The organism is Streptomyces sp. NPDC002809 (assembly GCF_040295435.1).
Lineage (GTDB): Bacteria > Actinomycetota > Actinomycetes > Streptomycetales > Streptomycetaceae > Streptomyces.
The window spans coordinates 75046-99191 of sequence record NZ_JBEOVJ010000023.1 but is presented as its reverse complement, the minus strand read 5'-3'; the positions used below and the strand labels follow the sequence as shown (position 1 = coordinate 99191).

The following is a 24146-nucleotide window of genomic DNA, read 5'->3' as shown; positions in this document are numbered from 1 at the left end:
GCCCCCCCGCGCCCCCCCGCGACCCGGGCGCCGGCGGCGGCCCCCCCCCCACACCTGCTGTCGTCGTGCGTTGCGCGGGGTGCGGTCAGCCCGGCTGCTGCGAGTCGGACGCCGCGTCGCTCGGGGTGGTGGTGTCGCCCTCCGCGGCCGAGTCGGACGGGGCGCCCGACTCGGCACCCGGGGTCTCGGACGCGGAACCGGACGGTGATGCCTCGGGCGACTGCTCCGTCGGCTCCGGGAGCTTCGGCAGCGAGCTGGGGCCGAAGCCCTTGAAGTAGCTGTCGGAGGGCACGACGGACGCGCCGAGCGTGATGGTGCCGGTCTTGCTGAGCTTGAAGACCAGCGGCTGCACGTTGCCGTTCTGCGTGGCCTCGTGGCCGTTCTCGATCACGGCGGAGGCGTTGCCCGCGCCGCCGAGGATCACGCGGCCCCCGGCCGGTACGACGACCGGTCCCGAGCCCTTGGCGGCGTGCAGCTCCACGGAGCCGCTGCTGCCCGTCAGGGTGATGGCGTCGAGGGTCTCCGCCGTCGTGCCGTTGTTGAACAGCGTGGCGGTGACCACGGCCGGGCCGTTGGCACCGCGCACCGGCTGGGTGACGACGTTCGCATTCTGGATCTTGATGTCGCCGGACGACGTGGCGGCGTTGTCAGGCCTGACTTCGAGCGTCTGCGCGTTCTTGCCGGCTCCGCATGCGGAGAGCGCGGCGATCGAGAACGCGATGGCAGTGGCGGCGAGGGCGCCGTGTCGAAGGCTGCGGCTCACGGCGGCGGCAACTCCTTGAACGAGCGGACTTACGGACGGGGTCGGGCGACGTGGTGTAAAGCCGCCCTAAGGGTGTGTCAGCGGCCAGGTTACCGAGCCGCCGTCCACGCCCCGCACCCGACCCGCCCCTGACGGGCCCGGGGATCGCGGGCCGTCGTACGCGAGATCATTCGCACGCCGTTCACATAACACGCTTGATCAATTCCGCCACGCGTTCGTCCGCGTTCCCCCGCGCTTCGCACCGCTGTTCGCAGTGCTGTTCAAGCGGCCCGCGGCACATTCATTGCACATAATCCTCGCGATGCCCGGCGTTGATCAATTTCATTGCCCACGGGAGCCGGGAGAGTCCGTCAATTGGGGGGCGGTGTCGCGAGGCCGGCCACGCCCATCTGCGGCGTTGTCGTCAATCAACAACACTCCGTCCGCCTCAATCCCCGGCCTTGAGGCGGCACGTGCCCGCGCCGCCCCTTCACCTGCCGCCAATTGCCGGACCCTCTTACCCTCGTACGGGTGATCGATCTCCGGATGAAGTACGGAATGTTCATCATCCGGAACCACGCAAAACGGGACGTTCGGTCACTTCTGAGCGAGTTGCGGTACGTGTAACGTCCGCGTTTCTCCCCGCCCGCGCAGCCGCTCCGACCTGCGAATACCGTCCTCCGTGAGCCTTCCGCAGCACGTCCCTGTTGCAGTTGTCAAGCCCCGAGATATGCCCTGACCTGCGAAAACGCCATTCAGGAGAAGCTGTTCTCGTGTTACTCTTGATAGCCACGGAAGGGGTACCTGTCACATGACGTTCAAGGTTGGCGACACCGTGGTCTATCCCCATCACGGGGCCGCGCTGATCGAGGCTATCGAAACTCGCCAGATCAAAGGCGTGGACAAGACCTACTTGGTGCTCAAGGTCGCTCAGGGCGACTTGACGGTGCGTGTGCCGGCGGACAATGCGGAGTTCGTAGGCGTGCGTGACGTGGTCGGGCAGGAAGGGCTGGACCGGGTCTTCGAGGTGCTGCGCGCACCGTATGCCGAGGAGCCGACGAACTGGTCCCGACGCTACAAGGCAAATCTCGAGAAGCTCGCATCCGGTGATGTCATCAAGGTCGCGGAAGTGGTTCGTGACCTGTGGCGTCGCGAGCGTGAGCGTGGACTCTCCGCAGGTGAGAAGCGCATGCTCGCCAAGGCTCGCCAGATCCTGGTGAGCGAGCTCGCTCTCGCGGAGAACACGAACGAGGACAAGGCCGAGGCTCTTCTCGACGAGGTCCTCGCGTCCTGAACCGGATCGCACCGGTCCTCAATAATGTGCCGCGGTGCCCGCTGACCAGCCGTATACACGGTGTGTCGTCGGGCGCTGCGGCATGTCCGGGTGCGGACGTCGATCCGCGCGATCCGGACGAGGGGCCCGGTCCGGGTGTGCGGATCCGGTAGGTGACCCCGGGCTTCGGACGCCTGCGGACGGCGCGGCCCGACGAACCCGGATGTTCTCCCCGATGCGCCGATGCGTTGGCCTCATCGACGATCCCCCGGTACTTTGCTCGCGATCTTGTGAAGTCGACGTGTGAGGCCGATCCCGAGCGGCCGGGGCGGTACCCGTCTCGCCCGGGGTCACGGAAAGGGTCCCGGTCGAGTCATGGCGTAGCGCCCGGCTCGCTTGTGGCCATACCCACGTCGGCCCTGGAGACAAACATGCCGATGCTTCGGAGTGCAACCGATGTCTGATCAATCGCGTCCCTACCGCACCGCCGCCGTGATTCCCGCCGCCGGCCGCGGCGTACGGCTCGGTCCTGGCGCCCCCAAAGCGCTCCGTGCGCTGGGCGGGACGCCCATGCTCATCCACGCCGTACGGGCCATGGCCGCCTCCCGTCACGTGTCCGTGGTCGTGGTCGTCGCACCGCCGGACGGCGCGCCCGAGGTGAGGAACCTGCTCGACGAGCACGCCCTGCCCGAACGCACCGAGTTCATCGTCGTGCCCGGCGGCGAGACCCGGCAGGAGTCGGTGAAGCTCGGGCTCGACGTGCTGCCCGCCGATGTCCGCGCCGTCCTCGTCCACGACGCGGCCCGTCCGCTCGTGCCCGTCGACACGGTGGACGCGGTGATCGAGGCCGTACGGGACGGGGCGCCCGCCGTCGTACCCGCGCTGCCGCTCGCCGACACCGTCAAGGAGGTCGAGCCCGGCGCTCCGGGGGAGCCCGAACCGGTGCTCTCCACTCCGGTACGGGCCCGGCTGCGCGCGGTGCAGACCCCGCAGGGCTTCGACCGCGACACCCTGGTGCGCGCGCATGAGCAGGTCGTCGTCAGTGGGGAGGGCGCGACCGACGACGCGGGCATGGTCGAGCAGCTCGGGGCGCCCGTCGTGGTCGTCCCCGGGCACGAGGAGGCGTTCAAGGTGACCAGGCCGCTGGACCTGGTCCTGGCCGAGGCGGTTCTCGCACGGAGGAGGGCGAACGATGGCTTCTGAGGTATCCGACGTATCCGAGGCGACTGGTGTGTCCGGGGTGCCTGAAGTGGCTGGGGTGACTGGTGTGTCCGAGGTCGCTGCGGGTCCCGCGGCCGTTGAGGCGTCCGGGGGGCGCGTCGCGCCCGTGATCCCGCTGGTCGGCATCGGCACCGACATCCACGCCTTCGAGGAGGGCCGCGAGCTGTGGTGCGCGGGCCTGCTGTGGGAGGGCGAGGGCCCCGGCCTCGCCGGCCACTCCGACGCCGACGTCGTCGCGCACGCCGCGTGCAACGCGCTCTTCTCGGCCGCCGGTCTCGGCGACCTCGGGCAGCACTTCGGCACCGGCCGCCCCGAGTGGTCCGGCGCCGCCGGTGTCACGCTGCTGACCGAGGCGGCCAGGATCGTCCGTGCCGAGGGCTTCGAGATCGGCAATGTGGCCGTCCAGGTCGTCGGCGTACGGCCGAAGATCGGCAAGCGGCGTGACGAGGCGCAGAAGGTTCTCTCCGCGGCCGCGGGCGCACCCGTCTCGCTCTCCGCCGCCACCTCCGACGGGCTCGGCTTCACCGGGCGGGGCGAGGGCGTCGCGGGCATCGCGACGGCTCTGGTCTACCGCGTGGGCTGAGTCCCTGCGGGCTCGCTGCCGGTCGGTGTGCGGGGCGGCGTCGACGTTCCGGCACTTCGGCGGGCGCCCGCACCCGTCACCTTGTTGCACATGTCTCGCAGGTACGCTTGTGCGGCAATGACATGCGCGGCAAGGGACGGTGAAGCTCCGGGATGAGCACGACGACGATCGCTCCGGTGGGGGCCGACGCCGACGGATACCTCCTGCGCACCGCCGGTCCGCAGGACATCGGCGGGGCGCGGGCCGTGATGCTCGACACCGTCTACCGCGATCTGCGGTCCGGTTACGTACCGCGCTGGCATGCCGACATCATCGATCCCGAGGCCGCCTACCTGCGTCCCGGGCGCTGCACTCTGATGGTCGCCGAGCGGGACGGCGAGATCGTCGCGACGGGCGCCGTGCGGGACCGGGGTCCTCAGGCGCCGCCCAATCCGCAGTGGGTCGCGGACCGCTTTCCGTCCGGCACCACCGCCCAGCTCTGCCGGATCTATGTCGCGCCGGAGCACCGCAGGCACGGGCTCGCGCGCCGGATGGTGCGCGAGCTCTGCGACTTCGTGGTGCGGGCCGGCGGCTACGAAGCGGTCTATCTGCACACCGACCCCGCCGTGCCGGGCGCCGAGCCGTTCTGGCGGTCGCTGGCCCGGGAGGTGTGCGACGAGCGCACGCTGCCGGGTGGCGGGCAGGGCATCGTGCACTTCGAACTGCCGCTGCCGGGGGCCTGGTTGCGTGAAGGTGTCGCAGATACCCGGCTTCACCATTAAATGACAATCGTTTTCATATAAGGTCGTTCCATGCCCACGTCCCGACGCCGTCGCTCCGCGCTGCCGCTGACCCTGTCCGCGACCGCCCTCCTCGTCCCGCTCGCCACCGCCTGCTCCGGCAGCGCGTCCGACGGCGCCGCGGACGGCGGACAACGCCTCCGGGTCGTCATGGCCTTCCCGCCCGCCCAGGCGATGTCCCCCTACGGCGACGACGCCGTCACCCTCAGCCGCCTCGCGGTCATCGAGGGCCTCACCGCCCTCGGCAGCGACGGCGCGGCGAAGCCCGCACTCGCCGCCTCCTGGAAGCGCGACAGCGCCAGGGAGTGGACCTTCACCCTGCGCAAGGCGTCCTTCCAGGACGGCACGAAGCTCGACCCGGCCGCCGTCGTACGCTCGCTGACCGCCGCCGAGAAGGCGTCGCCCAAGCCCCGCGTCCTGTCGGACACCGGCATCACCGCCACGGCCCAGGGCGCCGACACCGTACGGATCGTCACCGACGAGGCCGACCCGCTGCTGCCCCAGCGCCTCGCCAACCCCTCCCTCACGATCCTGTCCGCCGCCGCCTACGCCGACGGGAAGGCCGACCCGGCCGGACACGCCACAGGGCCCTTCACCCTCGCCGCCGTCAAGGGCGCGGTCAGCGCCACGCTGGAGCGCAACGACACCTACTGGGGCGCCGGGGCCGAGGCCCCCGGAGTCGATGTGACCTTCGTCGCCGACGGCACCGCCCGCGCCAACGCGCTGCGCACCGGGGCCGTCGACGTCGCCGAGTACGTACCGATCTCCCAGGCCTCCCTCCTCGGCGACGGGCTCGTCCACGAGTTCCCCTCCGCCCGGACCAACGGCCTCTCCCTCAACACCGGGAGCGGCGTCTTCGCCGACCCCGCGATGCGCGCCGCAGCCCGCGAGGCCATCGACTCCCAGGCCCTCGTCAAGGCCGTCTACGAAGGCCGCGCCGACACCGCGCAAGGCCTCCTCGGCCCCGGCATCCCCTGGGCCGCCGCAGCCCGCACCGCCCCCGCCGGCCGGGCGAAGGCCGCGGACAAGGCACAGGTGGCGAAGACGGAGGAGATCGTCCTCGCCACCTACACCAACCGGCCCGAGCTCCCCGAGGTCGCCAGTGTCGTCCAGCAGCAGCTCACGGCCCGCGGCTTCACCGTCAAGCAGGTCGTCCGCGACTACGCCCAGCTGGAGGCCGACGCCCTCGCCGGGAAGTACGACGCCTTCATCCAGGCCCGCAACACCCTCCTGGACACCGCCGACCCGGTCTCCTACCTCGCCTCCGACTTCACCTGCGACGGCAGCTTCAACATCTCCCAGCTCTGCGACAAGCGCGTCGACGCCGACGTGAGCAAGGCCGCGGGCACCGCCGGAACCGACGCCCGCCACGCCGCCGCAGCGGCCGCCGAGGCCGACGTCCTCGGCACCGACGCCCTCGTACCGCTCCTCCACGAACGCTTCGTCCAGGGCTACGACGACAGCCGCGTCCAGGGCGTCTCCCTCGACCCGATGGAACGCACCCTCATCACCGCAGACACCCGCGTCGGGTGACCGGATGAAGCATCTGGCCGGACGGCCGGCCGCACTCCTCGCGGTCGTCGCCGTCATCGGGCTGCTGCCCCGGCTGACCCGGACCGATCCGGCCCTGACGATCCTGCACGCCCGCTACGCCGACCGGCCGCCCACCGCCGAGACCCTCGACGCCATCCGAGCGGAGACCGGACTCGACGGCGGACCCCTCCATGTCCTCGGCGACTGGCTCGGCGGACTCCTGCGCGCCGACCTCGGCACCTCCTGGGTCTCCGGGCAGCCCGTCGGCCCCGACGTGATATCCGCCCTCGGGGTCTCCCTGACCCTCATGGGCGTCTCGCTCGCCGTCGCCCTCCTGGTCGCCGCCGCCCTCGTCGCCCGCACCCTGCGACGCGGGGCGCGCACCCGGATCGTCCCCGCCGGGGCGGGCACCGGCGCCGCCGTCCTCGCCGCCCTCCCCGAATTCCTGATAGCCGCAGTCCTCGCCGCCGTCGTCGCCGTCCGCCTCGACTGGCTGCCCGCACTGGGCTGGGGATCCCCCGAGCAGACCGTGCTGCCCGCCCTCGCCATGGGCATCCCCGCCGGCGCGCTCCTCGGCCGGCTCCTGGACGACGCGCTGCCCGCCGCGTTCGCCGAACCCTGGGCCCGCGCGGCCACCGCGGCCGGCATGCCCGGACACCGCACCGCCCGCCACGCCCTGCGCCGCACCCTGCCGGGCCTGCTGCCCCAGCTCGGCCTGATCGTCGTCGGCCTCACCGGCGGAGCCGTCGCCGTCGAGACCCTCTACGCCATCCCCGGTCTCGGGGGCACCGCCCTGGCCGCCGCACTCGCCCAGGACCTCCCCGTCCTCCAGGCCTGCGTCCTGATCCTGCTGCTCCTCGGCACGGCCGCCGGACTGGCCGCACGCCTCGCCTCCCGCGTCCTGCTCGGCCCCGCCCTCGACGACGGCGCCCTGCCCGCACTCGTCCCGCCCGCCGCACGCGCGCGCCCCGCCCTCCTCACCGGCGCCCTCCTCCTCGCCGCTCTGTTCGCCGCCGTGACCGTCGCCGGACTGCTGCGCGACCCGCTCCACATCGACGCGGCCGCCCGCCTCGCCGGACCCTCCGCCGCCCACCCCTTCGGCACGGACTCCCTCGGCCGCGACATCCTCGCCCGCCTCGGCCACGGAGCCGCCCGCACCGTCCTGACCGCCGTCGCGGTGTCCGCGGCCACCCTGCTGCTCGGCCTCGCCCTCGGAGCCGTAGGCGCCGGAGCGCTCACCGAGACCGCCAACGCCCTGCCCGCGATCCTCACCGGCCTCGTCGTCGCCGGCATCGCGGGCCCCGGCCCCTGGAGCGCCGCAGCCGCCGTCACCGCCGTCGCCTGGGCCCCCCTCGCCGCCCACACCGCCGCCCTCCACGCCCAGGAACGTGCCGCCCCGCACCTCGTCGCAGCCCGCACACTCGGCGCCGGACGGCTCCACCTGCTGCGCCGCCACCTCCTGCCCGGCGTCCTGCCCCCCGTCGTCCGCCACGCGGCCCTGCGCATCCCCGCCATCGCACTGGCCCTCGCCTCCCTCGGCTTCCTCGGCCTCGGCACGGAACCCCCCTCGCCCGAATGGGGGCGCATGCTCTCCGAAAACCTCCCCTACGCCGAACGCGCCCCCTGGTCCGTCCTCGCCCCCGCCGCCGCACTCGCGGTCCTCGGCGCCCTGGCCGCCCTCACCACAGCGGCGGTGCGAGGCCGGAGCCCCCGGAAAACCACCGCATGACCGCCCCCACCACCCCCTACCTCCGCCTCCTCACCACCACCCAGTTCGCGTTCAACACCGGCTTCTACGCCGTCCTGCCCTACCTCGCCACCCATCTCGGAACCGGCCTCGGCATGACCGGCTGGCTCGTCGGCCTCGTCCTCGGCCTCCGCACCTTCAGCCAGCAGGGCCTCTTCGTCATCGGCGGCACCCTCACCGACCGCTACGGCCCCCGCCCCGTCGTCCTCGCCGGCTGCGCCCTGCGCATCGCGGGCTTCGGCTGGCTCGCCTTCGCCGGATCCACCGCCACCGTCATCGGTGCCGTCCTGCTCACCGGATTCGCCGCGGCCCTCTTCTCACCCGCCGTGGAGTCGGAAACCGCCCGCGAGGCCGTCCGGCACGAACAGCGCACCGGCACCCCCCGCGCGCACGTACTCGCCCGGTTCTCCGCCGCCGGACAGGCCGGTGCCTTCCTCGGCCCCCTCCTCGGCTCCCTGCTGCTCCTCCTCGGAGCCGGATTCCGCGCCGCCTGCCTGGCCGGCGTCCTCGTCTTCGCCGCCGTCCTCGCCGGACACGCCAAGCTCATGCCGCACCGCGCCCCCGTCACCCGGACGGCCGCACACCGCGGCGCGGTGCGCCAGGTCTTCACCGGCCGGCCGTTCCTGCTGCTCTGCCTCGCGTACAGCAGCTACCTCATCGCCTACAACCAGCTCTATCTCTCCCTGCCCGCCGAGGTGCGGCGCGCCACCGGATCCCAGGCGGCCCTCGGCTGGTTCTTCGCCCTCTCCTCGCTGCTCGTCGTCTGCTTCCAGCTGCCCCTGACCCGCTGGTCCGCACACCGGATCGCGCCGCGCACCGCCCTCGTGGCCGGGCTCGCCACCGTCGCCGCCGGATTCGCCGCCGTCCCCCTGACCCCCGCAGGGCCCGCCGGACTGCTGCCTCCGGCCGCCCTCGTCGTCCTCCTCACGCTCGGCCAGATGCTCCTGGTGCCCGCCGCCCGCGGGCTCGTACCCGACCTCGTCGACGACCGGCACCTGGGCCTCGCCACCGGAGCGCTCTCCTCCGTCTCCGGCCTCGCCGTGCTCGGCGGCAGCGCTGCCACCGGCGCCCTGCTCGACGCCCCCGCACCCGTCCGATGGGCCGCACTCGCCGCCGTACCGCTCACGGGCGCGGCCCTGGCACTGACCCTTCCGATGGGTGCGGACGGGAAGCCGGGACGAGGAAGCAGGAGTGGGGTAGACGTAGAAGCACCACCGACCCGTTCAGGAGGACGTACGTCATGACCGCCGCACTCTCCGCAGAACTCAAGGCACTGCTCGACACCCCGGTCTTCGTCACCGTGGCCACCATCCAGCCCGACGGGAGTCCCCAGGTGTCCCCGGTCTGGGTGAAGAGGGACGGGGACGACGTCCTCATCTCCACGACCACCGGCCGGCGCAAGGAGCAGAACCTCGCCCGCGACCCCCGCGTCTCCGTCGTCGTCCAGCCCTTCGACGCCCCGTACACCTACGCCGAGATCCGCGGCACCGCCACCCTCACCACAGAGGGCGGCCAGGAACTCATAGACGAGCTGTCCCTGAAGTACACGGGCAAGAAGTACGCCGACTTCAACCCCGCATCAGGCGACGACGACCCCCGCGTCGTGGTCCGGATCACCCCGCGCAAGGTCGTCGGACGCCTCTGAACGGTCCCGGGCGATCTCCGTTCACGGCTCCGGCCCGCCCGGAGCCGTAACAACTGTCCAAGCAATCCCTCAACGGGTCGCGGGGCACTGGTGCGCGCCCACTACCCTTGAGGCGTGACTATTCGCCTGTACGACACCAGCGCCCGGCAGATCCGTGACTTCGTCCCGCTCACAGCGGGCTGCGTCTCGATCTACCTCTGTGGCGCTACTGTCCAGGCCGCCCCGCACATCGGGCACATCAGGTCCGGACTGAACTTCGACATCATGCGCCGCTGGTTCGCCCACCGCGGCTACGACGTGACGTTCGTCCGGAACGTCACCGACATCGACGACAAGATCATCAAGAAGTCGGCCGAACAGGGCCGCCCCTGGTGGTCCATCGGCTACGAGAACGAGCGCGCCTTCAACGACGGCTACGACGCCCTCGGCTGCCTGCCGCCCACGTACGAACCCCGCGCCACCGGCCACATCACCGAGATGATCGAGATGATGCGCGGCCTCATCGAGCGCGGACACGCCTACGCGGCCGACGGCAACGTCTACTTCGACGTCCGCTCGTTCCCCGGCTACCTGGAGCTGTCCAACCAGGACCTCGACGACCTGCGCCAGCCCTCCGGCGACAACGAGACCGGCAAGCGCGACAAGCGCGACTTCGCCATGTGGAAGGCGTCCAAGCCCGGCGAGCCCAGCTGGGAGACGCCCTGGGGCCGTGGCCGGCCCGGCTGGCACCTCGAATGCTCCGCCATGGCGCACAAGTACCTCGGCACCGCCTTCGACATCCACGGCGGCGGCATCGACCTGATCTTCCCGCACCACGAGAACGAGATCGCCCAGGCCAAGGCCTACGGCGACGAGTTCGCGAAGTACTGGGTGCACAACGGCTGGGTCACCATGGCCGGCGAGAAGATGTCCAAGTCGCTGGGCAACTCGGTCCTGGTCAGCGACATGGTCAAGGCCTGGCGCCCCATCGTGCTGCGCTACTACCTCGGCACCCCGCACTACCGGTCCATGATCGAGTACAGCGAGGAAGCCCTGCGCGAGGCCGAGTCCGCGTTCGCCCGCATCGAGGGCTTCGTCCAGCGCGTCACCGAGAAGGCCGGCGAGACCGTCGCCCCCGCCACCGAGGTGCCGCCCGCCTTCGCCGAGGCGATGGACGACGACCTGGGCGTCCCGCAGGCACTCGCGATCATCCACACCACCGTCCGCCAGGGGAACTCCGCCCTCGCCGCCGACGACAAGGAAGCCGCCGTCGCACGCCTCGCCGAGGTCCGTGCCATGCTCGGTGTCCTCGGGCTCGACCCGCTCGACGACCACTGGGCCGGCGCCGAGAGCGACCGCGGCGACGACCTCCACGGCGTCGTCGACACTCTCGTACGCCTCGTCCTCGACCAGCGCCAGTCCGCACGCGACCGCAAGGACTGGACCGCGGCCGACGCCATCCGCGACCAGCTCAACCAGTCCGGCCTCGTCATCGAGGACAGTCCGGCCGGACCACGGTGGACACTCGGCCCGCGCCAGTAGTCCTCCATGTGCCGCCGGGCCCTCCTGGCGGCACACTTTCACTTACGTACACGTACGCACGTCTGAAGCAACGAAACAGGTAGGTCATGGCCGGGAACAGCCAGCGCAGGAACCGCCGCACGTCCAACAAGAAGGGCATGCAGGTCGGCAGCGGCGGTAACCGACGCCGTGCTCTCGAAGGCAGGGGACCGACGCCGCCCGCCGAGGACCGCAAGAAGCACAAGAAGAACCGCATCGCGACCGCCAAGGCCAAGCAGGCCGCCAACCGCCGCCCCGCGCCCCGCCGCGGCGGCGTCAAGGGCACCTCCGAGATGGTCGTCGGCCGCAACCCGGTCTTCGAGGCCCTGCGCGACGGCGTGCCCGCCACCACGCTGTACGTCCAGCAGTACATCGACAACGACGAGCGCGTCCGCGAGGCCCTCCAGCTCGCCGGCGCCCGCGGCAACATCAACCTGATGGAAGCCCCGCGCCCCGAGCTCGACCGCATGACGAACGGCCTGAACCACCAGGGCCTCGTCCTCCAGGTCCCGCCGTACCAGTACGCGGACCCGCAGGACCTCACCGCCGCCGCCTACGACAACGGCGAGGACCCCCTCATCGTCGCCCTCGACGGCGTCACCGACCCCCGCAACCTCGGCGCCATCGTCCGCTCCGTCTCCGCCTTCGGCGGCCACGGCGTCGTCGTGCCCGAGCGCCGCGCCGCAGGCATGACCGCCGGAGCGTGGAAGTCCTCCGCCGGCACCGCCGCCCGCACGCCCGTCTCCCGCGTCACCAACCTGACCCGTGCGCTGGAGGCGTACAAGAAGGAAGGCATCGCGATCGTCGGCCTCGCCGCCGACGGCGAGCACACCGTCGAGGATCTCGAAGCCCTCGGCGGCCCCGTCGTCATCGTCATCGGCAGCGAGGGCAAGGGCCTCGGCCGCCTCGTCGGCGAGACCTGCGACTACCGCGTCCGCATCTCCATGCCGGGCGGCGCCGAGTCCCTCAACGCGGGCGTCGCCGCCGGCATCGTGATGTACGAGGTCGCACGCCGCCGCGCCTGATCCGCACCGGCACACGGCCCGCAGGACCACCCGCACGGGCGGCGGCCGACGGAGGACACCTCCGCCGGACGCCGACCCGGCACGGCCCCATCCGGGGGCGCATCCGGACCCACGCACGCCCCGGCGCACCCCGCCACCACCTGTTGACTGGCCTCGGACACTTCGACACGGTCAAGGCAGTGTCCTAAACACACATCACTCGGTTAGATGAGTGTGGACACCAGAACGCCTCGGTTCGACGAACAACCCGCCCTGAGCATGACCAAGGTGGACTGCGACCCTGCGCAGGTCATCGTCAACCACGCCAGCTTCCGGGTGCAGCTCGCCCCCGGCCAGCGCGCACGGCTGCGCGGCGTGGCCCCCGCCGGAGCGCCCAGGATCCCCGCCATGAGCGGCTCCGGAGCCGGACGCGGCCGACGCGCCCCCGTCGTGTGGAGCGGCAGGTCCGCCCCCGGCGACCCCGGCGCCAGCGGACTCCTCCAGGCCGTACGGAACTCCACCGCGGGCCGGCCCGACACCGCCTACGACCCCTACGCCTCCTACGAGTTCGACAGCGGACGCGGCGGCTCCGGCACCCAGGTCGTCCCGCTCCTCGAAGAGACCCAGCCCAACCCCGTCATCACCGCACCGCACCGGCCCCGCCGCCCCGGCGGCCCGCTGCTGCCGCCCATGCGCCAGGCCGTCGGCGCGTACGACCCCGTCGACCCCGGCCCGTACGACACCGGCGGACGCGACCGGGACGGATACGACCGGGACGTACACGGCCGGGACGACTACGAAGCCGACGACGTCACCGACTCCCGTGACCGGCGCCAGGGCGCCGACAGTGTCCGGCACGCGTACTACCCCGGCCGCCGCATGAACCTCGGCGTCGTCCTGCTTCCCATGCGTGTCTTCCTCGGCTTCATCTCGATCTACGCCGGCATGGGCAAACTCTGCGACCCCGTCTACTTCGACGGCGGCGACCGCGGCTCCATGGTCAAGTGGCTGACCTCGCTCCACCCCTGGGCACTCGCGGAACCCCTCCGGGACTTCGCGCTCTCCCACCCGGTCGGTGCCGGACTCACCATCGCCTTCCTCCAGGTCGTCGTCGGCGTCCTCACCGTCCTCGGCCTCTGGCAGCGCGTCGCCGCCTCCATCGGCGCCCTTCTGTCCGCCGCGCTCCTGGTCACCGTCAGCTGGCGCACCGTCGCCGCCTACGACGCGCCCGACATCATCTACCTCGCCGCCTGGAGCCCCCTGGTCATCGCGGGCGCCCCCGTCTACTCCGTCGACGGACGCCTCGCCGGCGAGGCCTGGCGCAAGCTCGGCCCGCGCTCCGAGATCTGGGACCTCCGCCGCAGGGTCCTGCGCCGGGGCGCCGCCGTCGCCACCGTCGTCGTCGGCCTCACCCTCCTCATCGGGTCCATGCTCGGCGGTGCCGTCCGCTCCTCCGAGGTCGTCACCGTCCCCGGCCCCAACGGCGTCCCGACCAACCAGCTCCCCGGCTCGCCGCTCCCGGACAGGTCCCGTGGCGGCAAGGCCTCCCACACCCCCACCGGACAGAGCCCCACCCCTTCCCGCACCACCGCTCCCCGTACCCCGTCCGCCCAGCCCTCCACCCCCGCCACCGACAGCGTCCGCGAGTCCGGACAGGCGGCCGGAGCAGGACAGCCCAGCCAGACCCAGGGCACTGGGCAGAGCACCCCGCAGCAGACCACCCCGCAGCAGCCCCCGGCCACCAGCTCCGGCCCCAGCTCCTCAGGCCCGACCGGCGGCTCCACCACCGGCGGCACGGACCCCGGCACCGGCTCCACGGGTGGCTCCTCCTCCACCGGCGGTGGCGGCGGCGGCCGCAACCCCATCGGCGGTCTCCTCGGCTGACCCCCGTCACGCCGGAGAGAGCGGAAGGGGCGGGCACCGGAAACGAATCCGGTGCCCGCCCCTTCTGCTTGCGCGGCGAGTCGGCGTGTGCGGGCCGGGCCTACTGCCCGTCCAGCTCCTTCGCCGCCTCCGTCAGGTCCTTCGCCGTGTCGATCGCCCGCCAGTACGCCCCGTGCGGCAACGGATACCCGGCCAGCCTGCGCTCGCGCGCCAGCCTCGGGAACGTCGTCCGCTCGTGGTCTCCCAGGTCCGGCAGCATCCCCGTGAACGCCGGAGAGAACACGTACACCCCCGCGTTGATCAGATACGGCGAGGGGGGAGACTCGATGAAGTCGGTGATGTGCCCGAACGCATCCGTCTCCACCGCACCCCAGGGAATGCGCGGACGGGCCAGCGCCAGCGTCGCGGTCGCATCACGCTCCGCATGGAACGCGGCCATCTCACGCAACGAGAAACGGGTCCAGATGTCGCCGTTGGTCGCGTACCAGGGCTGCTCCGGTTCGGGCAGCCGGGCCGCCGCGTACTTCAGCCCGCCACCGCGGCCCAGCGGCTCGGACTCCACCACCGTCGTGACCCGCAACGGCAGCACCGCCGCGTCCAGCCACTCCTGCAGCACCTCGGCGAGGTGCCCGCACGACACCACGGCATCGGTCACGCCCTCGGCGGCCAGCCAGGCAAGCTGATGGCCGATGATCGGCGTCCCGGTGCCCGGGATCTCGACCATCGGCTTGGGGCGGTCATCGGTGTACGGGCGCAGCCGTGACCCCTGGCCACCCGCCAGGATCACGGCCTGCGTCGGAAACGTATGCATGTCAGGCACGATATGCCGTGCCCGGGCGGGAGAGGTCAGCTGAACTGCGCGACACCCGAGGCGAAGGACGTGTCGCAGACGGGCCGCGAGAACCGGTGCGCACGGGTCGGGCCGTAGTGATCGACCGCGGCCTTGCCCAGTGCCTTGGCGATCGACATGCAGTGCCGCGCGAGCGAGGGACGTCCCTCGACGGCGCGCTGGAGGTCCGTCAACGCGACACCGGGGTCCTTCTCCTGGAGCTCCAGGAGGAGCTTGTCGCGCAGGATGTCCTGCGGAGCACGCGGCTTGGCGCGCTTGGAGACGGTCTGGGCCGACGCGGTGAGCATCGTCGAGTCGGAGTTGTGAGCTGCCCACGGCACGGCGGTGACCGCGAGGGTCCCGGACAGGACCATGACGACAGGCAGTACGAATGCGAGAGTTCGGCCGATACGGCGCGCGGTGTGGGTCACGCTGCGAGCGTAGCGGGCAGTGATGATTCGGCGACATTACGTCACTCTCGCGAGGGATGGTTCGAGTGTGCTTTTCGAATCCCGTGTTGACGGCCCGGAGTGAAATGACCGTTGTGCCGGGGAATTTGCCATCACCCGGCCAAACCTCGGACCGTGTTCCCTGCCGGGCCCCCGGCGGCGTTCCCGGGCGGTGCCCCGGAAACGCGCGACGGCCCCGCACGGAGAACGTGCGGGGCCGTCGTACAGCGTGTGCGGGATCAGCCGGTGAGGCGCTCGCCCGTCGACGTCGCGAAGACGTGCAGCTCGTCCGGGCGCGGCACGACGTGAAGCTTGGTGCCCTTCTCCGGGACGGCACGGCCGCCGACGCGGACGACCAGGTCCTTGTGCTCGCCACCGACCTCGGCAGCGCCGTAGACGAAGCCGTCGGCGCCGAGCTCCTCGACGACGTTGACCGAGACGGCCAGGCCGGCCGGGGCGTCGGCGGAGTCCTTGGTGAGGGACTTCGCGGCGGCGCCGCCGTGCTCGACGATGTCGAAGTGCTCGGGACGGATACCGACCGTGACGGTCGTGTCACCGCGGTCCGCGGCGGCGGTGAGCGCCTCGCGGGAGACCGGGACGACGCTGTTGCCGAACTTCACACCACCGTCGGTGATCGGGACCTCGATGAGGTTCATGGCCGGGGAGCCGATGAAGCCGGCCACGAAGAGGTTCGCCGGGCGGTCGTACATGTTGCGCGGCGAGTCGACCTGCTGGAGGAGGCCGTCCTTGAGGACCGCGACACGGTCACCCATGGTCAGGGCCTCGACCTGGTCGTGCGTGACGTACACGGTCGTGATGCCCAGGCGGCGCTGGAGCGAGGCGATCTGCGTACGGGTGGAGACACGGAGCTTGGCGTCGAGGTTCGACAGCGGCTCGTCCATGAGGAAGACCTGCGGCTCACGCACGATCGCGCGGCCCATCGCCACACGCTGACGCTGACCACCGGAGAGCGCCTTCGGCTTGCGGTCCAGGTAGTCGGTGAGGTCCAGCATCTTGGCGGCCTCTTCGACCTTCGCGCGGATCTCGGTCTTGTTGATACCGGCGATCTTCAGCGCGAAGCCCATGTTGTCCGCGACGGACATGTGCGGGTAGAGCGCGTAGTTCTGGAACACCATCGCGATGTCCCGGTCCTTGGGCGGCAGGTGCGTGACGTCGCGGTCACCGATGCGGATGGCGCCGCCGTTGACGTCCTCGAGACCCGCGAGCATGCGCAGGGAGGTCGACTTGCCACAACCGGAGGGACCGACGAGGACGAGGAACTCACCGTCCGCGATGTCGATCTCGAGCTGGTCGACGGCCGGCTTCGTGGAGCCGGGGTAGACGCGGGACGCCTTGTCGAACGTGACACTGGCCATGCTGAATCTTCTCCTCAACCGGCAGGAACGTGCCGGACGATCCGTTGTAAAGGGAGTGGTCTGGTCCACCTGGGTGAACCTTCAGCGACGCTACCTGGCGGTTTGGGATCTGTCAGTAGTTCGAGGGGTGTGAGATTTCTGCACGGAGTGGGGGCCGGTGTTGGTTACACTGCTCCGGCACGCCTCCTTAGCTCAGCTGGCCAGAGCAACGCACTTGTAATGCGTAGGTCATCGGTTCGAATCCGATAGGGGGCTCAACCGGGAATCCCGGCTCAGGCAGTCCCTGAGCCGGGATTCTTCGTTTCGTCGGGTGGTGCGGCAGCTACGCGGAGGGTGCGCCGCGGCGGGCGCGCCCGGTGTGTGGGTGCGCGGTTACGGAAGGTTGAGGTCCCCCGGGATCAGGAGCGGTGTGTCGATCGCGTACACGTGCCCGTCGGCGTAGGTGCACAGCTTGCCGAGCGCGTCGCTGGTGACGATTCCTCCGCGGTCCAGGCACTCCTCCACGGTGAGGACGGCCACGTTCGGATCCGGTGGTGCCGCCTGCGCGGTGGCGGCGCCCATGGCGCTCGTGCCCGCGAGGGTTGCTGTGGCGAGGGCGAAGCCGAGCATTCGTCGCATGCGCATGGTTTTTCCTCTCGGGTGGTCCCGAGTCCGGCCCTCAAGGCCCTTGAGGAGGCGAGAGGGGCTCCTGCTATCCAGCATGAGCGGCGGACGGGAGGCCCGCGAGTGGGCACGGACGTGGGCGCCGCGTCCGTGACGGCCGTGGCGCGGGGCAGGTACGGGCCGTGGCGCGGGAGCAGGTACGGCCGCGGCGCCCCTTCCCGTGTCCGGTGCCGCTCAGCCCCGTCCCGACAGCCGGTCCGCGATCTTCGCGATCGGGTCGGTGTCGGGGCGTGCGGACGTGAGTTCGCGGCGGTCGGCTGCGCGGTAGGCGGCGTACATGCCGTGAACGCCGAGCCAGCGGAAGGGTTCGGGTTCCCAGCGGCGGACGCGGTGGTTGACCCAGGGGAGGCCGGTGAGTTCGGTGGGGCCGGACTGGCCGGAGTCCTGCTGGATGAGGTCGCGCAGGGTGCGGGCCGCGAGGTTGGTCGTGGCGACGCCGGAGCCGACGTAGCCGCCGGCCCAGCCGAGGCCGGTGGAGCGGTCGAGGGTGACGGTGGCGCACCAGTCGCGGGGGACGCCGAGGACGCCTGACCAGGCGTGCGCGATGCGGGTGCCGGCGGTGGTGGGGAAGAGCCGGATCAGGAGTTCGCGCAGGGCCTCGACGGTGGCGGGCCGGGTGCGGCCGTCGTTGTCGGTGGCGGAGCCGTAGCGGTACGGGACGCCGCGGCCGCCGAGCGCGATGCGGTCGTCGGCGGTGCGCTGGGCGTACATGTAGGCGTGGGCCATGTCGCCGAGGGTTTCGCGGCCGTCCCAGCCGATGGTGTCCCAGACGGAGGCGGGGAGGGGATCGGTGACGATCATCGAGGAGTTCATCGGGAGCCAGGTGCGCTTCTGGCCCTTGAGGCCGGCGGTGAAGCCCTCGGTGCAGCGCAGGACGTACGGGGCGCGGACGGTGCCGTAGGGGGTGACGGCGTGCTTGGGTCTGATCTCGGTGACGGGGGTCGATTCGTGGATCGTGACGCCGAGTGCCTCCACGGTGTCGGCGAGGCCGGTGACGAGTTTGGCGGGGTGCAGGCGGGCGCCGTGCGGGGTCCAGGTGGAGCCGACGGCGCCGTTGACGCGGATGCGTTCGGCGGTCTCGCGGGCGCCGTGCAGGGTGCGGTCGGTCTCGCCGAAGGCGATCTCGACGGTGTGGAAGTCCTTGAGGCGGGCGAGTTGGGCCGGGGTGCGGGCCACTTCGAGGACGCCGCCCCGGTGGATGTCCGCGTCGATGTTCTCCTCGGCGGCTACCCGGACGACCTCGTCGACGGTGTCGTTCATCGCCCGCTGGAGGCGGACGGCGGCGTCGTGGCCGTGGAGTTTCGCGTAGCGGTCGCGGCCGGCGATGCCGTTGTAGAGCCAGCCGCCGTTGCGTCCGGAAGCGCCGTATCCGCAGAACTTGGCTTCCAGGACGGTGATGTTGAGGAAGGGGACGGCCTTCTTGAGGTAGTACGCCGTCCAGAGCCCCGTGTATCCGCCGCCGACGATGCAGACGTCGGCGGTGCTGTCGCCGGGCAGGGGTTCGCGGGGGATCGGGGTGCCCTGGTTCGCGTACCAGAAGGATATGCCGCCGTTGACGGTGTTCATGTTGCCCCTGCTTGTCCGGGTGGCTGCGTGGCTGTTGTGGCGGGACGTTACTGGGCGGGGGCGGGTTTCGTCTCGTCGTGGGTGCGTGTCAGCGGGTAGCAGGCGAGGCCGATGAGGGCGGCGGTGAAGTGGCCTACGTCGGTGAAGGTGGCGCCGGTGACGAGGGGGACGCCGTAGATGACGAGGACGGCGAAGAGGTAGACGTACCGCCAGGGGCGGACGACGTAGTAGGTGAGGACGGCGACGACACCGGCGAGGGCGTAACTGACGCCGACGTCCAGGGTGTTGACGGCGGTCGCGGGTGCGTGGCCGTGCCGGATGGCCCAGGCGAGGACGCCTTCGCTGACGAGGGTGGCGAGGACGTGGGCGGAGGCGGCGACGACGAGCCAGCGCAGGGTGCCGAGGCGGCGTTCGGCGGGGGCGTGGAAGACGGTGTAGAGGACGGCGTACGGGAGCCATTTTCCGCCGTCGATCCAGAAGGCGCTGCTGATGAGGACGCGGACGGGGTTCTGGGAGAGTTCGTGGATGTTGGTGGACCGCTGGCGGAGGAAGTCCTCCTCGAAGTCGGGTGACATCTGGTGGACGATGACCGTGGTGACGAAGAGGGCGGTCAGCCAGATGTAGGTGCCTGGGGCGCTGCGGATCCATGAGCCTGCGCTGCGGAGCCACGCGGCGGGTGCGGGGCGGGGCCGTGTGGGCGGGGCGGGGTGGCTCGGGGTCATAGCCGATTGACGCACGCTCCTAGGATCGGCGGCGTGATTGACATTCCGGATGCCCTGATCGCCACACAGTCCACGTACAACGGTGAGGCGGGGCGGGCGTTCGTCGCCGCGCTGCCGGGGATGGCGGCGGATTTCCTGGAACGGTGGGGGCTGCGGCCGGACGGTGGTTCGCTGTACGGGGTGTGCGCGCTGGTCCTTCCGGTGGTGCGGGTGGCGGACGGGCGCCGGGCGGCGCTGAAGCTGCAGCCGGTGGACGAGGAGACGGTGGGGGAGCCGGTCGCGCTGCGGGTATGGGGTGAGGCGTCGGCGGGTGCGGTGGAGCTGCTGGAGCACGATGCGGCGACGGGGACGATGCTGCTGGAGCGGTTGGACGGGGAGCGTGCGTTGTCGGGGGTGGCGGACGCGCGGGAGGCGGTGCGGGTTGTCGCGGAGCTGCTGGCGGGGCTGACGGCGGTGCGGGTTCCGGAGGGGTGCGGTCTGCGGGGGCTGGGGGACGTGGCGGCGCGGATGCTGGGGGCGGCGCCCGGGGTGGCGGGGGCGTTGGCGGACGAGGGGGAGCGGCGGCTGGTGCTGGACTGTGCGGCGGCGGTGCGGGAGGTGGCGGGGGAGCCGGGGGACCGGTTGCTGCACTGGGATCTGCATTTCGGCAACGTGCTGGCGGGGCGGGGCGCGCGCTGGGTGGCGATCGATCCGAAGCCGTTGGCCGGCGATCCGGGGTTCGAGTTGCTGCCTGCGTTGGCCGACCGGTTCGACGCGGCGGACGTGGTGGGGCGGTTCGATCTGCTGACGGGGGTGCTGGGGCTGGACCGGGGGCGGGCGCGGGCGTGGACGCTGGGGCGGGTGCTGCAGAACGCGTGCTGGGACACGGAGGAGGGCGGGCGGCGGCTGGCGCCGGCGCACGCGGAGGTGGCGCGGCGGTTGCTGGGCCGGGGGTAGGGGACGGACCGGTGCTGTTTACGCTGCCCTCATGATTCGTACCGCTACCGCCGCCGACGTCCCCGCCATCCACGCGATGGTCCGTGAACTGGCCGATTACGAGAAGGCGCTGGACGAGGCGAGGGCCACTGAGGAGCAGCTGCGTGAGGCGCTGTTCGGTGAGCGGCCTGCCGCGTACGCGCACATCGCCGTGTCGGACGAGGACGGTGCGGTGGTCGGTTTCGCTCTGTGGTTCCTGAATTTCTCGACGTGGCGCGGGGTGCACGGGATCTATCTGGAGGATCTGTACGTGCGTCCCGATCGGCGCGGCGGCGGGTACGGGAAGGCGTTGCTGACGGAGCTGGCGCGCATCTGTGTGGAGCGTGGTTACGAGCGTCTGGAGTGGTCGGTGCTGGACTGGAATGCCCCGTCCATCGCCTTCTACGAGTCGCTGGGTGCGCGGCCGCAGGACGAGTGGACGGTGTACCGGCTGACGGACGGGGCGTTGGCGGAGCTCGGCCGTTGACGTTCGACGTTCGGCGGTCTGCGGTCTGCGGTCTGCGGTCTGCGGTCTGCGGTCTGCGGTCGGGATCAGGGGATCAGTACGACTTTGCCGGTTGTGCCGCGGGTTTCCAGGGCGCGGTGGGCGGCGGCTGCTTCGGCGAGCGGGTAGCGCTGGACGGCGGGCCGCAGTCGGCCGGCTGCGGCTTCGGCGAGTGCGCGGGTTTCGAGGGCGCGCAGGCCGCCGCCCCGTTGGATCATGGCCGGGCCGAGGACGCTCTCGGACGTGATGGCGCGGGTGGCGAGTTCGTCGGCGGTGAAGGTGAGCGGGCCGCCGTCGTGGAGGCCGCCGCCGGACCAGCCGTGGACGACGTGGTGTCCGCCCTTGCCGAGGAGGTCGACGGCGGCGCGGGCGGTGGTGGAGCCGACGGAGTCGTACACGACGGTGGCGCGGCGGCCGAGGGCGTCGAGGTACAGGCGGACGCGGCGCGGCCAGTCGGGGAGGGTGTAGTCGACGGCGAGGTCGGCCCCGTTGGCGTGGACGAGGGCGACCTTGGCGGGGCCGCCGGCGAGGCCGATGACGGTGGCCCCGGCGTTCTTGGCGTACTGCACGAGCAGGGTGCCGATGCCGCCGGCGGCCGCGGTGACGAGGACGACGGAGTCCGGGCCGAGCGGGGTGAAGCCGAGGATGCCGAGGGTGGTGCGCCCGGTGCCGATCATGGCGACGGCTTCGGCGTAGTCGAGGCCTTCGGGTATCGGGTGGAGCTTGTCGGCTTCGGTGACGGTGAGTTCGGCGTAGCCGCCGGGGACGGTGCCGATGTGGGCGACGACGTGCCGGCCGAGCCAGGCGGGGTCGGTGCCTTCGCCGAGTGATTCGACGGTGCCGGCGACTTCGCGGCCGGGGACGGTCGGCAGGGCGACGGGGGCGGGGTACGGCCCGGCCATGCCTTCGCGCAGGGCGGTGTCGAGGAGGTGGACGCCGGCGGCCCGTACGGCGATGCGGACCTGGCCGGCACCGGGGACGGGGTCGTCGGTCCTCTCGTAGGTGAGGTTCTCTGCGGGGCCGAAGGTGTGGAGGCGGACGGCGTGCATGGCGGGCTCCCCGGGCGTAGGTCTCGGTGACCCCGTCACCCTCCTTCCTCAAGCGCCCTTGAGGTCAAGGGGCGTGGTGGACGGGGCGGGGTGTGCGGTGGTGCCGAGGGCGAGCAGGGCCGCTTCGATGCCGCTGGTGAAGGACACCTCGCTGAGGAGGCCGGGGGCCGCGACCTGGTCGCCGGCGAGGTAGATGCCGTTGCCGCGGTCGATGGCGGGGCGGTCGCGCCAGGTGGTGCCGGGGTGGTCGACTGCGCCGGTGCGGCCCGAGGCGAGGGCGTCGCGGCGCCATACGGTCCGGTCGCGCCAGCCCGGGAGGCCCAGGTCGAGGAGGTCCTCAGCGCGGGCGGTGCCGGTGGCCCGGGTCTCGTCGGGGGCGACGGGGAACTGGCCTTGGACGAGTTGCTCGCCGGCGGGGGCGAGGGTGCGGTCCTGGGCGGTGAAGCGTTCGATCCAGCCGGGGGCGTCGAGGTCGGAGACGGCGAACGCGTCGCCGCGGCGGGTGCGCAGGGCGAGGTCGACGAGGGCGGTGCGGCCGGAGGCCCAGGTCAGTGCGGGGTCGCCGAGGAGGGCTCGGGCGGCGTCGAGGGAGGTGGCGACGACGACGGGGCCGGTGCGGGCGAGGGTGTCGAGGGTGGCGGTGTCGATGCGGGACGCGGTCTCGATGCGGACGCCGAGGTTCCAGGCGCGGGATGCCATCCGGTCGACGATCCGGTCCCAGCCGCCGACGGGGTAGCGGGCCTCGGGCGGCAGGGCGCCGGCGCGGTGGAGGCGTTCCTGGACGAAGGCGGCGGAGAGGCTGCCGGGGTCGTGGTGGTAGAGCGCGACGGCGGCGTAGTGCGCGGCGGCACGGGCGCCTTCCTCGCCGATCTGTGCGGTGGCCCAGCTGCGGAAGTCGGTGTCTACGGGGGCGTGGGTGGCGTTGCGGCGGCTGAGGCGCAGTACGGCGAGGGGCGGGGTGCGGCGCAGGGTGCCGTGGTGGCGGAAGCGGAGCCGGGTGGCTTCGAGGGGTGGCACGGTGACGGTGGGGCCGAGGAGGTTGCGCCGGTCGAGCCACGTCCAGTGCGGGCCGTGGCGGTAGAGGGCGTGCGGGCCGTCGTTGGTGCGGTAGTGGCCGTCGGCGGTCCTGGCCCGGCCGCCGAGGGTGTGGTGGGCCTCGTGGACGGTCACCAGGGCGCCGGACTCGGCTGCGGTGATGGCTGCGGTGAATCCGGCGAGGCCGCCGCCGACGACGTGGATGCGCTGCATGGTCCCGGTCTCCTTCGTCTTCGTTGAAGGTGTGTCTGGTCATGGGACGGGTGGCGGGGGCCCGGATGTGACATCGGCGGCGGGCGTTGTCAGTGGTGTGCGTCACGATGGGGGCATGGTGCGCAGCGGCGGTAGCGGTGGCGGTACGGGCAGGGGCGGCAGGGGCGGGGTCGCCGAGGCGCGGCGGCCGGAGGTGCGCCTGCCGCCGTTGGTGGCGTACGAGGGCGGTGGACTGGAGCCGGACGGGGACTACGACAGCGTGCGGTTCGACTCCGTGGACCTGGCGGACGAGTCCGGTCCCGGCGCGCGTTTCATGGACTGCGCTCTCGACGGCTGCGCCCTGGACCGTACGGAGCTGGTCAGGGCCCGGTTCATCGACTCGGTGCTGACGGGGGTGCGGGGCGTGGGCACCGATCTCGCGGGGGTGTCGTTGCGGGACGTGGAGATCGTGGACGCCCGCCTGGGCGGGGTGCAGATGCACGGTGCGGTGCTGGAGCGGGTCCTGATCAGGGGCGGGAAGATCGACTACCTGAATCTGCGGAAGGCCCGGCTGAAGGACGTGGTGTTCGAGGGGTGCGTGCTGTCGGAGCCGGATTTCGGGGGTGCGCAGCTGACCCGGGTGGAGTTCCGGGACTGCGTGCTCAAGCGGGCCGATTTCAGCGCGGCACGGATGGAGTCGGTGGATCTGCGGACGGTCGCGGAGCTGGACATCGCGCGGGGCGTGGAGCGGCTGGCCGGTGCGGTGATCAGCCCGGTGCAGCTGATGGAGCTGGCTCCGGCGTTCGCGGCACAGATCGGGGTGCGGGTGGAGGCGTGAAGGGGCCGCGCCGAGCGC

General features: G+C 71.9%; 23 protein-coding genes and 1 tRNA gene. 15 read left to right on the top strand and 9 right to left on the bottom strand.

Annotation, left to right across the window (positions count from 1 at the left end; genetic code table 11):
* Positions 1-85: 85 nt before the first annotated feature.
* Positions 86-763: a copper chaperone PCu(A)C gene (locus ABT025_RS16670; RefSeq protein ID WP_350994535.1), complete on the bottom strand. Its 678-nt coding sequence runs from the start codon at positions 761-763 to the stop codon at positions 86-88.
* 790 nt (positions 764-1553) lie between these two features.
* On the opposite strand from ABT025_RS16670, the gene ABT025_RS16665 reads away from it, so the two are divergent.
* The 11 genes from ABT025_RS16665 to ABT025_RS16615 all read left to right on the top strand — a co-directional run bounded on the left by ABT025_RS16665 (position 1554) and on the right by ABT025_RS16615 (position 13950).
* Positions 1554-2036 (top strand): CarD family transcriptional regulator, encoded by a 483-nt coding sequence (locus ABT025_RS16665; RefSeq protein WP_006380568.1) that lies wholly within the window; start codon positions 1554-1556, stop codon positions 2034-2036.
* Between the two features lie 435 nt (positions 2037-2471).
* Positions 2472-3218 (top strand): 2-C-methyl-D-erythritol 4-phosphate cytidylyltransferase, encoded by a 747-nt coding sequence (ispD, locus tag ABT025_RS16660; RefSeq protein WP_350994533.1) that lies wholly within the window; start codon positions 2472-2474, stop codon positions 3216-3218.
* A complete protein-coding gene (gene ispF / locus ABT025_RS16655; RefSeq protein WP_350994531.1) occupies positions 3208-3819 on the top strand; it encodes a 2-C-methyl-D-erythritol 2,4-cyclodiphosphate synthase in 612 nt (203 codons plus the stop codon). Before ispD ends, ispF begins: the two co-directional genes overlap by 11 nt.
* A gap of 152 nt (positions 3820-3971) precedes the next feature.
* Entirely contained in the window at positions 3972-4580 is a 609-nt protein-coding gene (locus ABT025_RS16650) for a GNAT family N-acetyltransferase (protein WP_350994529.1), read from the top strand.
* 30 nt (positions 4581-4610) lie between these two features.
* On the top strand, positions 4611-6131 hold the full coding sequence (locus ABT025_RS16645; RefSeq protein WP_350994527.1) for an ABC transporter substrate-binding protein: 1521 nt from the start codon (positions 4611-4613) through the stop codon (positions 6129-6131).
* A 4-nt stretch (positions 6132-6135) separates the two neighbouring features.
* Positions 6136-7860: an ABC transporter permease subunit gene (locus ABT025_RS16640; RefSeq protein WP_350994525.1), complete on the top strand. Its 1725-nt coding sequence runs from the start codon at positions 6136-6138 to the stop codon at positions 7858-7860.
* The gene (locus tag ABT025_RS16635) at positions 7857-9122 is read left to right on the top strand and encodes an MFS transporter (RefSeq protein WP_350994523.1); all 1266 of its coding nucleotides are present in this window, start codon (positions 7857-7859) and stop codon (positions 9120-9122) included. Before ABT025_RS16640 ends, ABT025_RS16635 begins: the two co-directional genes overlap by 4 nt.
* A complete protein-coding gene (locus ABT025_RS16630; RefSeq protein WP_350994521.1) occupies positions 9119-9523 on the top strand; it encodes a PPOX class F420-dependent oxidoreductase in 405 nt (134 codons plus the stop codon). The genes ABT025_RS16635 and ABT025_RS16630 overlap by 4 nt, the downstream gene beginning before the upstream one ends.
* 114 nt (positions 9524-9637) lie before the next feature.
* Positions 9638-11044, top strand: coding sequence for a cysteine--tRNA ligase (gene cysS / locus ABT025_RS16625; protein WP_350994519.1), 1407 nt, complete (start codon positions 9638-9640; stop codon positions 11042-11044).
* A gap of 86 nt (positions 11045-11130) precedes the next feature.
* Positions 11131-12087, top strand: a complete 957-nt coding sequence (gene rlmB, locus ABT025_RS16620; RefSeq protein ID WP_350994517.1) for a 23S rRNA (guanosine(2251)-2'-O)-methyltransferase RlmB — start codon at positions 11131-11133, stop codon at positions 12085-12087.
* Between the two features lie 207 nt (positions 12088-12294).
* Positions 12295-13950: a DoxX family membrane protein gene (locus ABT025_RS16615; protein WP_350994515.1), complete on the top strand. Its 1656-nt coding sequence runs from the start codon at positions 12295-12297 to the stop codon at positions 13948-13950.
* Between the two features lie 100 nt (positions 13951-14050).
* Here ABT025_RS16615 and ABT025_RS16610 read toward each other — a convergent pair whose 3' ends face one another.
* From ABT025_RS16610 to ABT025_RS16600, 3 genes are all read right to left on the bottom strand, one after another.
* Positions 14051-14761 (bottom strand): nucleotidyltransferase family protein, encoded by a 711-nt coding sequence (locus ABT025_RS16610; RefSeq protein ID WP_350994513.1) that lies wholly within the window; start codon positions 14759-14761, stop codon positions 14051-14053.
* 35 nt (positions 14762-14796) lie between these two features.
* Positions 14797-15210 (bottom strand): hypothetical protein, encoded by a 414-nt coding sequence (locus tag ABT025_RS16605; protein WP_350994511.1) that lies wholly within the window; start codon positions 15208-15210, stop codon positions 14797-14799.
* A 257-nt stretch (positions 15211-15467) separates the two neighbouring features.
* Positions 15468-16604: an ABC transporter ATP-binding protein gene (locus ABT025_RS16600; protein WP_350994509.1), complete on the bottom strand. Its 1137-nt coding sequence runs from the start codon at positions 16602-16604 to the stop codon at positions 15468-15470.
* Positions 16605-16785: 181 nt separating this feature from the next.
* On the opposite strand from ABT025_RS16600, the gene ABT025_RS16595 reads away from it, so the two are divergent.
* Positions 16786-16859 (top strand) — tRNA-Thr (locus ABT025_RS16595).
* 117 nt (positions 16860-16976) lie between these two features.
* On the opposite strand, the gene ABT025_RS16590 is transcribed toward ABT025_RS16595, so the two are convergent.
* The 3 genes from ABT025_RS16590 to ABT025_RS16580 all read right to left on the bottom strand — a co-directional run bounded on the left by ABT025_RS16590 (position 16977) and on the right by ABT025_RS16580 (position 19555).
* Positions 16977-17228, bottom strand: coding sequence for a hypothetical protein (locus ABT025_RS16590; RefSeq protein ID WP_350994507.1), 252 nt, complete (start codon positions 17226-17228; stop codon positions 16977-16979).
* A gap of 213 nt (positions 17229-17441) precedes the next feature.
* Positions 17442-18833: an NAD(P)/FAD-dependent oxidoreductase gene (locus ABT025_RS16585; protein ID WP_350994505.1), complete on the bottom strand. Its 1392-nt coding sequence runs from the start codon at positions 18831-18833 to the stop codon at positions 17442-17444.
* Between the two features lie 47 nt (positions 18834-18880).
* Complete coding sequence (locus tag ABT025_RS16580) at positions 18881-19555, bottom strand: rhomboid-like protein (protein ID WP_350994545.1); 675 nt, start codon at positions 19553-19555, stop codon at positions 18881-18883.
* 33 nt (positions 19556-19588) lie between these two features.
* Between ABT025_RS16580 and ABT025_RS16575 the strand changes: the two genes are divergently transcribed.
* Positions 19589-20491 (top strand): aminoglycoside phosphotransferase family protein, encoded by a 903-nt coding sequence (locus ABT025_RS16575; protein WP_350994503.1) that lies wholly within the window; start codon positions 19589-19591, stop codon positions 20489-20491.
* A gap of 31 nt (positions 20492-20522) precedes the next feature.
* Complete coding sequence (locus ABT025_RS16570) at positions 20523-20996, top strand: GNAT family N-acetyltransferase (protein ID WP_350994501.1); 474 nt, start codon at positions 20523-20525, stop codon at positions 20994-20996.
* A gap of 65 nt (positions 20997-21061) precedes the next feature.
* On the opposite strand, the gene ABT025_RS16565 is transcribed toward ABT025_RS16570, so the two are convergent.
* Positions 21062-22063, bottom strand: a complete 1002-nt coding sequence (locus ABT025_RS16565; protein ID WP_350994499.1) for a zinc-binding dehydrogenase — start codon at positions 22061-22063, stop codon at positions 21062-21064.
* 48 nt (positions 22064-22111) lie between these two features.
* Positions 22112-23311 carry an NAD(P)-binding protein gene (locus ABT025_RS16560; protein ID WP_350994497.1) on the bottom strand — a complete coding sequence of 400 codons (1200 nt, stop codon included), beginning with the start codon at positions 23309-23311 and terminating at the stop codon, positions 22112-22114.
* A 115-nt stretch (positions 23312-23426) separates the two neighbouring features.
* Here ABT025_RS16560 and ABT025_RS16555 point away from each other — a divergent pair, with 115 nt between their 5' ends.
* Complete coding sequence (locus ABT025_RS16555) at positions 23427-24128, top strand: pentapeptide repeat-containing protein (protein ID WP_350994495.1); 702 nt, start codon at positions 23427-23429, stop codon at positions 24126-24128.
* Positions 24129-24146 lie beyond the last annotated feature (18 nt).